Raw genomic sequence first — 13,799 nt, forward strand, 5'->3', positions numbered from 1 at the left:
ACGCTAGGCCGGGGTGCTAGCTGTTGCAAGCGGAGGAGCTAGCACCCGGCCGTGAACCGCCTCACACCCGGCGTGTCGGCTCACGCCGGCAGCGCTGCGGCTGCTCGCACCTCCCCGACCACGCCGTCCCCACCGGTGACCGGCGTCAGCGACCAGGGGGCCAGCCGCTCGGCCGGGACGCCGAGGTACCGCAGGCCGGCGCACAGGGCGGGCGTGCGGCCGCGCTCGCTCCCGTCGTCGAGCTTGAGGGCGACCGCGCCACGGCCGGGCAGCGCGGCGACGTGCACGCCGTCGGCACCGCCCTTGACCAGCAGGCCGTCGACGGCGCGCATGAGGTCGGTGTCCTCGCGGCCGGTGCCCGCCACGTACCAGGGGTGCGCCCGCATCGCGTCGGCGACCGCCCGGCCGGACGTGCCGGCCGCGGCCGCGACCAGCGAGACCACGCCCCGCGCCAGGCCGGTCAGCGGCAGCCCGTGCTGCGGGGCGCCGCAGCCGTCGACGACGACCGCCGCCACCGGCGTGCCCGCGGCCTCCCCGAGCCGGGCCTCGACCGCCTGCTGCAGCGGGTGCTCCCGCTCGAGGTAGCCCTCGGTGGGCCAGCCGGCGGCGACGCAGGCGGACAGCATCGCCGCGTGCTTGCCCGAGCAGTTCATCGCCAGCCGCTCCGGCGCCCGGCCCCCGGCCAGCCAGGCGGCGCGGGTGGCCTCGTGCGCGGGCAGCGCCGGCGGGCAACCGAGGTCATCCGGCGAGAGGCCGACGGCGGCGAGCATGCCGGCGACCAGCTCGCGGTGGCCGTCCTCGCCGGAGTGCGAGCCGGCGCCGATGGCCAGCTCCTCCGCCGAGCGCGGTGCCCAGCCGGCGGCCAGCAGGGCGGTGGCCTGCACCGGCTTGTTCGCCGAGCGCGGCAGCACCGGGCGCTCGACGTCCCCGACGGCGGACAGCACAGCACCGTCGGGGCCGACGACGACCAGCGCGCCGCGGTGCACCGACTCCAGGAAGCCCGAGCGCCACACCTCCACCAGCACCGGGTTCTCCGGCCACGGGAGGTGCTGGAACCGGCCCCCGTGCAGGGACCCGCGGGGCGAGCTCGCGAGCCGTGCGGGGGGCACGGGGGTCCTTACCGGCCCTCGTCGGCGAGCAGGGCGGCGACGTCGGCCTCGCCGTTGCGGTACCGGCGGCCCAGCTCGGCGGCCAGCCCGTCCATGACCTGCTGCACGCCGCGGCGGCGCTCGGACAGCGACCCCTCGGCCGCGGCCAGCGCGCGGGCGGCCTGCTCCAGATCGGCGTCCGACAGCTCGGGGACCGCCGACAGGTCGACGCCGGGGGTCAGCGAGTTGACCCAGCTCTCGTACTCCTCCGGCGCGGCCGGCTGCACGGTCTGGTGCCGGCCGAGGCCGTGGGCCGGGCCGCGGCCCTTCTCGGCCAGGATCTCCGGGAGCAGGTCGACCAGCGAGCGGCCGTCGTGCTCGGCGCGGCGCTGCAGCTCGCGGCGCACGATGTCCAGCCGCCCCTGCAGCAGCCGCCGGGTGTAGGAGAGGTTGACCTCCTCCTGCTCGGCCTGGCGGCGCAGCCGGCGCACGTCGGCCATCGGCCGCTGGACGGCGGCCTCGAGGAAGCCGGGGTCGAGCAGTGCGTCGACGGCGGCACCGCCGGCGCGGGTCGGGTCGGGGGTCACGGGGCGGGCCTCTCCGGAGGGGCGAGCGGTCACCGGGGGATGGTCCCAGATCGCACGGCCTGGACCCGTTCACGCGCCGCAGCCACCGTGTCGTCGAGCGCGGCCGGGGCGTCGTCGGGGTCGATCGCGGCGCGGGCGCCGGCCACGGTCAGCTCGGCGTCCATCGCCACCGACTGCTTGACCAGTGCCAGTGCCACGACACCGAGCTCGTGGTGGCGGACGACGGAGCCGATCCGGCCGACGTCGCGGGAGCCGAGCTGCACCGGCGTCCCGGCCTCGGGCAGCTGCTCGGCCAGCCCGTCGAGGTGCAGCAGCACCAGCCGGCGCGGCGGGCGGCCGAGGTTGTGCACCCGGGCGACGGTCTCCTGCCCGCGGTAGCAGCCCTTGGCCAGGTGGACGGCGCTGGTCAGCCAGCCGGTCTCGTTGGGGATGGTGCGGTGGTCGGTGTCGACGCCCAGGCGCGGCCGCCGGGCCTCGACCCGCAGCGCCTCGTACGCGTCCACCCCGGCGGGCGCGGCCCCGGCGGCGAGCAGGGCGTCGGCGCGGGCGGCCAGCTCGGCGCGCGGCACCAGCAGGTCGGCGACGGGCGCGCCGTCCCCGGTCGGCGGCATCCGGCGCACCCACCCGCCGCCGTCCAGGGCGAGCACCGCGTACGGCGCGGCGGGGACCGGCAGGCCGGCGGCGGCGAGGACCCCGTCGCCGCGCGGGCCGACCAGGGACAGCAGCGCCCACGAGTCGGTCACGAGCGCCGGCTCGACGCGGAGCATGAACCGCATCCGCTCCAGGTACGCCTGCAGTGCCGCGCCGGTGCCCGGCTCGACGTCCACCCAGGTGGTGCCGGCGAGCTCGGCGAGGACAAGGTGGTGCTCGACGTGCCCGTTCGGGGAGAGCTCGAGGGCCTCCGCGCCGGTGCCGTCGCCGAGCTGCTCGAGGTGCTGGGTGAGCAGGCTGTGCAGCCAGGTCAGCCGGTCGGCGCCGGGGACGACGAGCACGTCGCGGTCGCTGCGGTCGACCAGGCCGGCGCCCTCGGCGAGCTCGCGCTGCTCGCGCAGCGGGCTGCCGTAGTGCGCCGGGACGGACCCGTCCTCCACCGGGACGGCGCCGGGGCGCGAGAGCAGGGGGCTGGGGGTGGGCATCAGGACTCCGATCCGGCTCGGTCGCGGCACGCGCGGCACGTCCCCGACAGCGCGACGTGCCCCACGTCCAGCTGGAAACCCAGGTCGGCGGCCAGACGTTCCGCGGCGCCGTCGAGCAGGGCCGGGTCGACCGAGGAGACCTCCCCGCAGCTGGCGCACACGACGTGCAGGTGCGGGTGCTCGGCGGCGTGGTAGACCGGCGCGCCCTTGCCGAGGTGGGTGTGCCACACCAGCCCGAGCCGCTCGAGCAGCTCGAGGGTGCGGTAGACCGTCGAGGTGTCCGGCGCCGCGCCGTCCGGGCCGGCCTCCTCGCGCAACCGGGTGGCGATCTCCTCGGGGGTGGCGTGCTCGAGCGTGGCGACCGCGGCGAGCACCCGCTGGCGCTGGGTGGTCAGCCGCAGCCCGCGGGCGCGCAGGCGCTCGGCCAGCGGTGCCACGTCGCCGGGCGCGGCGTCGGGGTGCGGGTGCGGGGCGGGCACGCCGTCCAGCCTAGGTCCGTGCCATCGCCCGGAGACCGGCGAGCAGGTCGGCGTAGCCGGCCACCGGGACGCCGTCCACGCTGAGCCCCGGCAACCCGGTGACGCCGTCGATCGCGCCGGCCGCGGTGGCGGCCCCCAGCACTCGCGCGTCGACCTGCGGGTCCAGCAGCGCGGCCAGGGCGTCGCGGTGCCCGGGGGCCAGCCGCGCCAGCCCGGCGACCAGCCCGGAGCAGCCCCAGTTGGAGGTGCCGGCGACGACGAGCGCGTCCACGGGCACCCGGCAGGCGATCCGGTCGCCGTGCGCGACGCAGGCGGCGACGACGTCGGCCGGGACGTTGCCCATGCCGATCTCGTTGCCGCCGTCGCCGACCGCCCCGGTGACCAGGCCCGGCAGGTCGAAGGCCGCATGCAGCGGCGCCGTGGAGCCGGTGACGTCGAAGCCGCGCATCGTCAGCACCCGCCCGTCGGCGTTCGGCCCCAGCCGCTCCACCGCGACCAGGGAGGAGAGACCGAGGGCGGCCACCCGGTCCCGCACCCGCGCCTCGTCCGCGGACGGCGGCAGCACCTCCAGGCGCCCGGCGCCGAGCACGTCCACGCAGGCGGCGGTCACCTGCGCGCACGGCTCGTCGGTGAGCACCACCGGTTCGGCGCCGAGCTCGGCCAGCGCGGCGGCCAGGACGGCGGTGCCCACCGGTCCGTCGGTCTCGGCCGCCGGCGTGGGCGCCCAGGCGATGTGCACGCCGGTGACCAGGCCGACCCGGCCGCCGGCGCGACCGGCTGCGGTGAGCTCCGCGGCCAGCCGGGCGAGCTGCCCGGGGACGGCGGCGGCCAGCCCGGTGACGTCGCGGGCGCCGGGGCGCAGCAGCGCCCGCTCGACGTCCGCGAGCGGACCGCTCACCGCACCGGCGGGCGGGCCTCCGCGAGCGCCCGCCGCAGCGAGGTGAGGTACCGGTCGGGCACCGAGTGCTCACCCCGCGGCGGCAGGAAACCCTCGACGGTGGCGCCGGTGACCGCGGCGAACGAGGCCGCCTCCTCGCCGAGCGCGCGGACGACGGCGTGCTCGCCCCACGCGCTGCTGCGCGCCAGGTGGGCCATCGCGGCGGCGCTCTCGGCCCGCTCCCCGACGCAGTCGAACGGCTTCTCCGTGGCCCACAGCCGCCGGAAGCCGTCGACCAGGGAGAGGTCGGCCAGCGGGTCGCCGCCGAACATCGCCTGCGCCTCCTCCGGGGTCAGGAAGACCGCGAAGCAGAGGAAGGTGAACAGGCACTTGTCGCAGTGCAGGCACCAGCGCTGCGTGGCCTCGCCGCCCATGTGCGCCTGCGTGTAGCTGCGGTTGCAGCTGAGGATCTCACCGCGCAGGTCCGGCAGGGCCGCCACCGCCGCGACCGTGGCCAGCTCCGAGAGCTGCCGGGTCAGGCTGAAGTAGCCCACGCCCACCTCGGCCGCCGCGGCGGCGAAGAGCCGCTCGAACTCGTAGGACTTCGAGTACTGGTGGTTCACCCGCGCGCCGTTGACCGTCAGGGTCTCCTCGTCGGCCGACCGCTCGTTGGCGAAGACGACCGGGTCGAACCCGCCGAGGACGGCGACCAGCGTGGCGATCGCCGAGTTGATGGCGGTGACCGGCACGTGGCCGTTGAGGCCGCCGCCCCGCGTGCGCACGCCCAGCAGCGGGTCCAGCCGGCGGCGGACGCCGATGAGCGGCACCCCCGCGGCGCGGGCCACGTCCCGCTGGGCGTCGGTCGGGTTGACCGCGAGCGCGGTGGCCGGGGTGACCACGACCAGCGCCAGGGCGGAGTCCTTGCCACCGCCGACCGGCAGCAGCGCCTGGCGCCCGCCGCCTTCCACCGGCGCGGGCAGCTCGTCGGTCGTCCCCAGGTCGAAGGCGACCTCGTGCGGCACCGGCAGCCGGTTGACCGCGGCGAACTCGCCCAGCCCGTGCGTGTACGCGGCCTCGGCGACGGCGGCCTGGGCCTTGGTGACCAGCCGCTCGACGACGACCCGGCCCGGCGCCCGCAGCTTGTAATAGCTGGTGCCCATGACCAGGTGGACCAGGTCCAGCGCGGCGTCCACCCGCGCCGGGTCGGCACCGCCCAGCAGGTCCGGGTCCAGGGTGAGCCGCTCGGTGAACTCGTCACCGGCCAGCCGGTAGGTGAAGGCGGCCTCGCCGGTGGCGGGGTCGAGGGAGCGGCCGGCGACGACGAAGGCGTCGGACACGCCCTGCCCCTCAGACACGCGACGCCCCGGCGTCGAGGAGGATCTGCTCATAGGTGCGTGCCAACTCCTCGTAGTTGCGGAAGCGGTTGTAGCTGGGCGCGCCCGGCGAGAGCAGCACCAGACCGCCGGGCCGGGCGCTCCGGAGCGCCTCGGCGACGGCGTCGGCCAGGGAGCCGGTCTCGGTGACCGGCGCATCGACCCCCCTGGCGGCCGCGGCGGCGCGGATGTCGGCGGCGAAGCGGGCGCCGGTGTCCGGGATCGTCAGCACCCGCACCGTCCCGCCGCGGGCGACGACCGCCGCGGCCAGGTCGGTGTAGTCCAGCCCGCGGTCCTGGCCGCCGGCGATGAGTGTGACCTGCTGCCCGGCGAAGGCGTCGATCGCCGCGCGAACCGACACCGGGGTGGTGCTCAGCGCGTCGTCGACGAACGTGACGCCGTTGCGCGTGGCCACCGGCGAGAGCCGGTGCGGCAGCGCCCGGAAGTCGGCGACGGCGGCGCGGACGGCCTCGGCGGACCGGTCGAGGTCCACGCCCATCCGCACGGAGGCGGCCAGCGCGACGTGCAGGTTGGCGACGTTGTGCACGCCCGAGAGCCGCTCGAGCGGGAAGCCGGCCAGCCGCGCCCCGGGGACGACGTCGGCCGGGTCGACCAGCACCGCCGGGTCGAGGTGCTGCTCGGCGACCGGCCGGGCCTGGGGGCTCACGACCACCGAGCCCGGCCCGCAGGAGGCGAAGACGTGCAGCTTGTCGCGGTAGTACGTCGCGACGTCGCCGTGCCAGTCCAGGTGCTCCGGGGCCAGCGAGGTGACCGCGCCCCAGCCGGACCAGCCCTCGACCGCGGCCGCCTGGTAGCTGGACACCTCGACGACCAGCGCGGTGCCGTCGGTGACCACGTCGTCCAGGAGGACGTCGAGCAGCGGGGTGCCGATGTTGCCGGCGTGCACCGCCGGCCGGCCGGCCGCGGACAGCACGACGGCGGCCAGCGCGCTGGTGGTGCTCTTGCCCTTGGTGCCGGTGACGCAGAGCGTCGGCACGTCGCGGGCGGCGAACTCGGCCAGGGCCACGCCGGTTCCGGAGGCGAGGGTGGTCCGGGCGGCCAGCGCGCGAGCGTCCTCGCGGTAGGGGCTGATGCCCGGCGAGCGGAACACCACGTCGCAGCCGGCGAGCTCGGTGACGTCGCTGCCGGCCCGCACGCCCGGCGGCAGGTCCGTCGGCGGGACGGCGTCGACGACCACGACCGCCGCCGCACCCGCGGTCAGCGCGGCGCGCACCGCGGCGCGGCCCTCGCGTCCGTGCCCCCAGACGCCGACCCGGTGCCCGGCCAGCTCGGTGAGCCTCACCGGCCGCCCCTGGACGGCCGTGCGCAGCGGTGGGTCACGGCGCCCACTGTACGGAGCGGGGACCCTGGGGACGGCGTGCACGGCGGGTCGCCGGTAGGGTCCCCGGGCAGGTGCGCCGGGAAGTCTGGTCGGCAGTCCCCTCGCCGACCCCGTCACCTGGAGCCGCTCGTGCCGTCCACCTCCACCGCCCGTCTCTTCGGCCGGGGATCGTGGGCCGAGACCCGCCGGATCGCCGACATCCTCCGCAAGGAGACCGTCGGCGGGGCCCTGCTGCTGGCCGCGGCGGCCATCGCGCTGGTCTGGGCCAACTCGCCGTGGGGCGGAACCTACGAGACCCTCCGCGACACGCGCGTGGGTCCAGCGTCCCTGCACCTGGACCTGACCCTGGGCACCTGGGCGGCCGACGGGCTGCTCGCGATCTTCTTCTTCGTCGCCGGTCTGGAGCTCAAGCGGGAGTTCGTCGCCGGCGACCTGCGGGAGCCACGCCGTGCCGCGCTGCCGATCGCCGCAGCGGTCGGCGGCATGGCCGTGCCTGCGCTCCTGTTCGTGCTGTTCAACCTCGGCCGGGACGACGACGCGCTGCGCGGCTGGGCCATCCCCGCCGCTACGGACATCGCCTTCGCGCTCGCGGTCCTGGCCGTGATCAGCACCCACCTGCCGGCGGCCCTGCGCACCTTCCTGCTGACCCTCGCGGTGGTCGACGACCTGCTGGCGATCGTCGTCATCGCGGTCTTCTACACCGACGACTTCTCCGTCGGGTTCCTGTTCCTGTCGTTCCTCCCGCTGGCGGTCTTCGCCGTCCTCGTGCAGCGACGGGTCCGGTCGTGGTGGCTGCTCCTGCCGTTGGCCGTGGTGACCTGGGTCCTCATGCACGAGTCCGGTGTCCACGCAACGGTCGCGGGGGTGCTGCTCGGCTTCGCCGTCCCGGTCGTGCGCAGTGCGGCCGCGGGCGGCCCGGAGGCCGGCCCTGGCCTCGCCGAACACTTCGAGCACCGGTTCCGGCCGATCTCGGCCGGTGTCGCCGTCCCGGTGTTCGCCTTCTTCTCCGCCGGTGTCGCCGTCGGCGGGCTCAGGGGGCTGACCGAGTCGGTGACCGACAGCGTCGCCGTCGGCATCACCGCCGGGCTGGTCGTCGGCAAGGCGATCGGCATCACCGGGGCCACCTGGCTGGTGTCCCGGTTCACCCGCGCCGAGCTCGACGAGGCCCTCGGCTGGCCCGACGTCATCGGCCTGTCGCTGCTCGGGGGGATCGGGTTCACCGTCTCCCTGCTCATCACGGAGCTGGCCTTCGGCCTGGGGACGCCGACCTACGACCACGCGAAGGTCGGCATCCTGTCCGGCACCCTGCTGGCCGCGCTGCTGGCGACCGTCGTGCTGCGGCTGCGCAACCGCCGCTACAAGCGGATCCACGAGGAGGAGCGGGCCGACTTCGACCGGGACGGCGTCCCGGACGTGTACCAGCGCGAGACGGTCGACGACCGCGCCGACCACCATCCGGACCGGGAGGGGGCACCCCCGCCCGGGCGCACTCCCGGCGGTTCCGCCGAGGGCTGAAAAAGCGCGTTGCCGACCTCCCGGGAGGGACGTACCGTCGAGGTACACGAGAGAGGAGGTGGTCCGTAACTTGCATGCTTATCGGACTCGTGAGGTGGCTGTCCGCTAGCCGCCGTCCAGATGGGCCGCCCGTTCAGACGACAGTCTGAACGACGGCAGATCGCCCGTCCGTCGTACGGCGGCGAGCGAGAACCGGACAGTCACCCGACCCCCGGGCCGCCGGCATTTGTCCAGCCGGCCCGCGTGCTGCTCCCCTCATCGGAGGGCTGGGCGCCGCGGAGCAGCCCGGGGGTTGTCCGTTTCCCGGGGAGGTCCCCCTGTCCACCGACGCGGTCGGGACCGGCGACTCCCCCGGCACGTGGGTCGCCGCCGCCCTCCGGCGCGACCGCACCGTCGCCTCCCTCGTGCCGCCGGTGTTCGAGGCCTACGCCCGGGTGCTGCACCCCGCCGTGCGCTACGCCGGCGACGAGGACGTCGAGGTCCGCTGGGACGAGGTCGCGGCCCACAACGGCACCACCGCGCACCGGCTGATGCAGTGGCCGGCGATCACCGGGTCGTGGGAGTACGTCGGCGAGGACGACCAGCCCGGACTGTGGAACGACAGCCCGGCCGAGGGCCACCTGCCCGCCTCCGTGGCCGCTGCGCTGGCCGACCTGCTCGCCCCGTGGACGGCCACGCCGCAGGAGTGCTGGTTCGGCTGGTGCGACGACGGGCACCCCGGCCGCCCGCACCTGGCGCTACCCGCCTGCGACCTGCTGCTGCGTCGCGGACCGGTGACCCTGGCGTCGGCCAACTTCGCGCCCGAGCCGCAGGAGCAGAGCGCCGCCGTGTGGTGGCCGACCGACCGTGCCTGGTTCGTCGCCACCGACCCCACCCTGATGAGCACCTACGTCGGCGGGCCGGCCGGCGCGGTCGACGCCGTCCTGGGCTCCCTGCTGGAGGCGCACCCGGCCACCCCGGACGATCCGGTGGGCCACGACACCGACCCGGTCAACCCCATCCCCCCACGCGACTGAGCGATGACCGCGCTGCCAGCCGGTGACGTGCTGGAACGGCCACCCCTCGGGGGCCCTCCGCCTGAGCCTGCGAGGCGTGGGGAGAAGGGGGGTCCTCTCTCAGAGGACGGCGAGCTCCGCGGCCAGGTCGTCGAGCCCCAGCGAGCCCTGCGACAGCGCGGCCATGTGCCACGCCCTGCGGTCGAAGGCCCCGCCCCGCGCCCGCTGCGCCGCCGCGCGACCGTCCAGCCAGGCGCGCTCGCCGAGCTTGTAGCTGATCGCCTGCCCCGGCAGCCCGAGGTAGCGGACCAGCTCGCTGTCGAGGAAGGCCGGCGTGGCGCCGCTGTGCTCGCCGAGGAAGGCGCGGGCGAGCTCCGGCGTCCAGGGCCGGCCGCGGGAGTCGGCGAGGGTCCCCTCGGCGTCGTCCGGGACCGGCAGGCCGAGGTGCATGCCGATGTCGATGACCACCCGTACCGCCCGCAGCTGCTGGGCGTCGAGGAAACCCAACCGCGTACCCGGGTCGGCGAAGTACCCGAGCTCGTCCATGAGCCGCTCGGCGTACAGCGCCCAGCCCTCGACGTTCGCGCCGACCGAGCCCAGCGACGTCTGGTACGTCGACAGCCGCCCGGACACGTACGCCCACTGGGCCAGCTGCAGGTGGTGGCCCGGGACGCCCTCGTGGTACCAGATCGAGGTCAGGTCCCAGAGCGGGAAGCGCTCCCGGCCCATGGTCGGCAGCCAGGTGCGGCCCGGGCGGGAGAAGTCGTGCGCCGGCCGCGTGTAGTAGGGCGCGGCTGCGCTGCCCGGGGGCGCGATCATCGCCTCGACCCGGCGGACCGGCTCGGCGAGGTCGAAGTGGACGCCGTCGAGGGCCGCGATCGCCTCGTCCATCATCGCCTGCAGCCGTTCGCGGATCGCCTCGACGCCGTCGACGGCGGGACCGTGCACGTCCAGCCAGCGCATGGCCTCCATCGGCGTCCCGCCGGGCACGACCCGCTCGGCCTCGGCCCGCTGCTCGGCGAGGATCCGCCGGTGCTCGGCCCAGCCCCAGGTGTAGGCCTCCTCCAGGCCCTCGCCGGCGCCGAGGTCCGAGCCGGTCCAGCGGCGGGCGGCCAGGGCGTAGCGGTCGCGGCCGACGGCGTCCGGCGTCCCGTCCACCTGCGGCAGGTAGACGTCGCGGAGGAAGTCGCGCACCTCGGCCACCGCGCCGTCGGCGGCCTGGGCGGCAGCGTCCAGCTCACCGCGGAGCGCGTCCGGGCCGCCCGCGGCGAACCCGCCGAAGAACGGCCCGGCCAGCCACTCGCCGAGCTGCTCCACCACGGTCGAGACCTGGCGCGGGGCCACCAGGAGCCCGCGGCGGGCGCCCTCCTCGAGCGACGCGCGGAAGCCGCGGTACGCCTCGGGGACGCGGGCCATCCGCCGGGCCACGACCGCCCAGTCCTCGGCCGAGGACGTCGGCATGAGCAGGAAGACCTGCCGGATCGAGTGCACCGGGCTGAACAGGTTGGACAGCGCCCGCAGCCCCTCCCCGGCCTCGTGCCCGTCCAGCTCGGCGCCCAGCCGCTCGCGCAGCAGGCGGGCGCAGCGCCGCTCGACCGGGTCGTCGTCCAGGGACGGGTCGGCCGCCAGCACGCGGTCCAGCTCGGTGAGGGTGTCGCGGGCCAGCTGCGCCTCGGCCTCCAGCCCGGCAGGGCTGGGGTCGGGCAGCCGGTCGTCGCCGGGGCGGGTGCCCAGCGAGGTGGCCACGATCGGGTCGAGCTCGCAGACCGCGTCGACGTACCGGTCGGCGACCTGGCGGGGGGTGGCGGGGTGGGCGGACGGGTCGAGCGGGCCGCTCACCGGAGGCGCTCCAGCCGGGCCGACATGGTGGGCCGCAGCGGCTCGTCGCCGGCGGCGCGGTCGATCGCGTACATGAGCGCACCCTCGACGATGCCGTAGAGCCGCACGGCGCGGGACACCTCGGGGGCGTCGGGGGTGCGGGCGAGGACGTCGGTGCTCAGTTCCCAGCTGGTCGTCGTCCGGGCCCGGCCGACGTAGAGCTCGACCAGCCCGTCGGGGCTGGTGACCAGCAGCTCGACGTCGTCCCCGCCGCGGGGCCGCCAGAAGCCGGCCTCCCGGACCGCCGGCCCGACGACCTGCCCGTCGTCGGTCAGCCGCCAGGTGCGGGAGTCGTAGGCGAGGAAGCCGCGACCGTCGTGGCTGAACCGGATCCACTGGCCGAAGCGGTGATCGCCCGCAGGACCCGCGGCCTGCCCCTCGCCGTGCCACTCGCCGAGCAGCGGCAGGACGGCGAGCAGCTCCTCGGAGACCTCCGGTCCCGAGCGGACGTCGACGGTGTCGGCGACCGGCAGCTCGGTGTCGCCGGTCATCGGCGCGCCTCCCGGGGGCGGCGGGCGAGCCGGGCGGCGCCGAACCCGCAGCCGAGCGCCGCGAGCGACGTCAGGGCCACGAGGACCCAGGCAGAGACCATGCGCTCCACCGTAGGGCTGCCCGGCCCGGCCTCCCTGCAGGGCCCTGCCGCGAGCCTGCGGAGGACGGGGTCCTCCTTCAGGCGGTCGCCGGCGCCGCCCCGGCCGTCGCGGCCACCACCTCGTCCCACGGCGTGGGTGCCAGCCCGAAGGTGGCGGTCGTCGCCGACGCGTCGATCACGTACTCCCGGTCGAACTGGTGCCGGACGTCGACGACCTCGCGCAGCATCGGCGACACCAGTCCGATGCCGCGCAGGACGGACCACGGGATCCGGCCCACCCGGGCCGGTGGCGCACCGAGGGCCGCCGCCAGGTCGGCCAGCGCCTGCCGCTGCGAGCGCGGGGGTGCGCTCGGCACGTGCCAGGCCCGGCCGAGCGCCCGCTCGTCGGTCCCCAGCGTGGCCAGCGTCGCGGCGACGTCGGGCAGGTACGCCCAGCTGCGGAGGACGTCGGGGTCGCCGACCACCCAGGCTCGGCGGCCGCGGCGCAGCGCGGGCAGCTGCCGGACGAGGTGGGAGTGCTCGGCCGGCACCTGCGGGCCCACGAAGTCCGCGGCACGGGCCTCGGTCACCCGCACCCGGCCGGCCTCGTGCGCGGCCAGCGCCTCCCGCCACATCGCGATGCGCACCCGGCCCTTGCGGTCGGTGGCGGCCAGGGGGCTGTCAGGGCTCATCGGGCCGGTCGGGGCGCCGTAGACGTACAGGTTGGACATCGTGACCAGCACCGCGCCCGTCCGCTCCGCCGCGGTCAGCAGCGCCGTGGCGACCGGCGGCCAGTCGGTCGTCCAGCGGTGGTAGGCGGGGTTCACCGCGTTGTACAGCGCGGCCGCGCCATGCGCGGCCGCGGCGACCGCGTCTGCGTCGGCCGCCTCCACCCGACGGTGCTCGACGGCGTCCGTCGACGTCCCCCCGCTGCGCGACAGCACCCGGACCCGGTGCCCCTGGGCAGCCAGCAGGTCGGCGGTCGTCGTCCCGACCGGGCCCTTGCCCACGACCACGTGCAGTGCCATGACTCCTCCTCGAGATCTGACGAGAGCACTGCTCTCGGAGGAGGACGACGCTCGCACGGCGCCCGCGGTCGGTCAAGAGCAGCGCTCTCGTTTGCGTGCACCGATCACAGCGGGGAGGATCGGCCGCGTGCCGCCCACCGTCCGTGACCGCGTCCGCGCCGAGGTGACCGCCGAGATCACCGCCGTCGCCCGGCGGCAGTTGGCCGAGGTGGGGGCGGCCGGGCTCTCGCTGCGGGCGGTCGCGCGCGAGGTGGGCATGGCCTCGTCGGCCGTCTACCGCTACTTCGCCAGCCGCGACGAGCTGCTGACCCGCCTGATCACCGACGGCTACGACGCCCTGGGGGCCGCCGCGGAGGCCGCCGACGACCCGGGCGCGGCGCCGCGGGAGCGCTGGCTGGGGGTGTGCCGCGCCGTCCGGTCGTGGGCCCGGGCGCACCCGCACGAGTACGCCCTGCTCTACGGCTCACCCGTGCCCGGTTACGCGGCTCCGCGGGACACCGTCCCGGCAGCCGCGCGGGTGGGCGTGGTCCTGGGCCGGATCCTCGGCGACGCGGCCCGCAGCGGCGCCCTGCCGGAAGCCGCCGGGGGCGACCGGGACCCGGAGCTGGTGAGCGTCGAGACGGCCGCCGTCCTCGGCGGGGAGCACCCCGCGATCGACGACGCCGTCCGGGTGCGCGCGCTGCTCGCCTGGAGCTCGCTCTACGGGACCGTCAGCTTCGAGCTCTTCGGGCACCTCGCCGGCTCCGTCGCGGACACCGACCGGTACTTCGACATCGCGATGGGCGAGCTCACCGATCTCCTGGGGCTCTGACGTGCCCTCGACCGGGAGCCGCCCGGCCGCGGTGCGGCCGTTCGCGCGGACGCCGCTGTCCGCCTCGGCCCCGTCGCCGGGGCGGCTGCGCGGGAACGAGGCGCCGGTCGGCGACGTCC

General features: G+C 76.5%; 13 protein-coding genes. 3 read left to right on the plus strand and 10 right to left on the minus strand.

Annotated features, from left to right (window positions below; translation table 11 throughout):
- Positions 1-80: 80 nt before the first annotated feature.
- The 7 genes from BLS21_RS23080 to murD are packed head-to-tail and all read right to left on the minus strand — an operon-like array spanning position 81 to position 6,843.
- A complete protein-coding gene (locus BLS21_RS23080; protein WP_245700698.1) occupies positions 81-1,109 on the minus strand; it encodes an asparaginase in 1,029 nt (342 codons plus the stop codon).
- 8 nt (positions 1,110-1,117) lie between these two features.
- Positions 1,118-1,708 (minus strand): RsiG family protein, encoded by a 591-nt coding sequence (locus tag BLS21_RS23085; RefSeq protein WP_245700700.1) that lies wholly within the window; start codon positions 1,706-1,708, stop codon positions 1,118-1,120.
- Entirely contained in the window at positions 1,705-2,811 is a 1,107-nt protein-coding gene (gene ygfZ, locus BLS21_RS23090; protein WP_091224024.1) for a CAF17-like 4Fe-4S cluster assembly/insertion protein YgfZ, read from the minus strand. The genes BLS21_RS23085 and ygfZ overlap by 4 nt, the downstream gene beginning before the upstream one ends.
- Positions 2,811-3,290 (minus strand): Fur family transcriptional regulator, encoded by a 480-nt coding sequence (locus BLS21_RS23095; protein WP_245700701.1) that lies wholly within the window; start codon positions 3,288-3,290, stop codon positions 2,811-2,813. The genes ygfZ and BLS21_RS23095 overlap by 1 nt, the downstream gene beginning before the upstream one ends.
- Positions 3,291-3,300: 10 nt before the next feature.
- On the minus strand, positions 3,301-4,188 hold the full coding sequence (locus tag BLS21_RS23100; protein WP_091223951.1) for a glutamate cyclase domain-containing protein: 888 nt from the start codon (positions 4,186-4,188) through the stop codon (positions 3,301-3,303).
- Positions 4,185-5,504, minus strand: a complete 1,320-nt coding sequence (locus BLS21_RS23105) for a MurL-like N-terminal domain-containing (RefSeq protein WP_091223953.1) — start codon at positions 5,502-5,504, stop codon at positions 4,185-4,187. Before BLS21_RS23105 ends, BLS21_RS23100 begins: the two co-directional genes overlap by 4 nt.
- Before the next feature lie 10 nt (positions 5,505-5,514).
- On the minus strand, positions 5,515-6,843 hold the full coding sequence (gene murD / locus BLS21_RS23110) for a UDP-N-acetylmuramoyl-L-alanine--D-glutamate ligase (RefSeq protein ID WP_175479719.1): 1,329 nt from the start codon (positions 6,841-6,843) through the stop codon (positions 5,515-5,517).
- A gap of 168 nt (positions 6,844-7,011) precedes the next feature.
- Here murD and nhaA point away from each other — a divergent pair, with 168 nt between their 5' ends.
- Positions 7,012-8,397, plus strand: a complete 1,386-nt coding sequence (gene nhaA, locus BLS21_RS23115) for a Na+/H+ antiporter NhaA (protein ID WP_091223957.1) — start codon at positions 7,012-7,014, stop codon at positions 8,395-8,397.
- 404 nt (positions 8,398-8,801) lie between these two features.
- A complete protein-coding gene (locus BLS21_RS23120; protein ID WP_245700702.1) occupies positions 8,802-9,413 on the plus strand; it encodes a hypothetical protein in 612 nt (203 codons plus the stop codon).
- Between the two features lie 99 nt (positions 9,414-9,512).
- Here BLS21_RS23120 and BLS21_RS23125 read toward each other — a convergent pair whose 3' ends face one another.
- The 3 genes from BLS21_RS23125 to BLS21_RS23140 all read right to left on the minus strand — a co-directional run bounded on the left by BLS21_RS23125 (position 9,513) and on the right by BLS21_RS23140 (position 12,869).
- Positions 9,513-11,231 (minus strand): DUF885 domain-containing protein, encoded by a 1,719-nt coding sequence (locus BLS21_RS23125; protein ID WP_091223961.1) that lies wholly within the window; start codon positions 11,229-11,231, stop codon positions 9,513-9,515.
- Positions 11,228-11,761: a heme-binding beta-barrel domain-containing protein gene (locus BLS21_RS23130; protein ID WP_091223962.1), complete on the minus strand. Its 534-nt coding sequence runs from the start codon at positions 11,759-11,761 to the stop codon at positions 11,228-11,230. The genes BLS21_RS23125 and BLS21_RS23130 overlap by 4 nt, the downstream gene beginning before the upstream one ends.
- Positions 11,762-11,939: 178 nt before the next feature.
- Positions 11,940-12,869: an NAD-dependent epimerase/dehydratase family protein gene (locus BLS21_RS23140; RefSeq protein WP_091223966.1), complete on the minus strand. Its 930-nt coding sequence runs from the start codon at positions 12,867-12,869 to the stop codon at positions 11,940-11,942.
- 127 nt (positions 12,870-12,996) lie between these two features.
- Here BLS21_RS23140 and BLS21_RS23145 point away from each other — a divergent pair, with 127 nt between their 5' ends.
- Entirely contained in the window at positions 12,997-13,680 is a 684-nt protein-coding gene (locus BLS21_RS23145; protein ID WP_091223967.1) for a TetR/AcrR family transcriptional regulator, read from the plus strand.
- Positions 13,681-13,799 lie beyond the last annotated feature (119 nt).

The organism is Geodermatophilus siccatus, from assembly GCF_900103785.1.
GTDB classification, from domain to species: Bacteria; Actinomycetota; Actinomycetes; order Mycobacteriales; family Geodermatophilaceae; genus Geodermatophilus; species Geodermatophilus siccatus.

Excerpts from the sequence above, each read along its gene's own strand:
- BLS21_RS23140 (WP_091223966.1), bottom strand. The coding sequence starts at position 12,869 with ATGGCACTGCACGTGGTCGTGGGCAAGGGCCCGGTCGGGACGACGACC.
- ygfZ (WP_091224024.1), bottom strand. The coding sequence starts at position 2,811 with ATGCCCACCCCCAGCCCCCTGCTCTCGCGCCCCGGCGCCGTCCCGGTG.
- BLS21_RS23130 (WP_091223962.1), bottom strand. The coding sequence starts at position 11,761 with ATGACCGGCGACACCGAGCTGCCGGTCGCCGACACCGTCGACGTCCGC.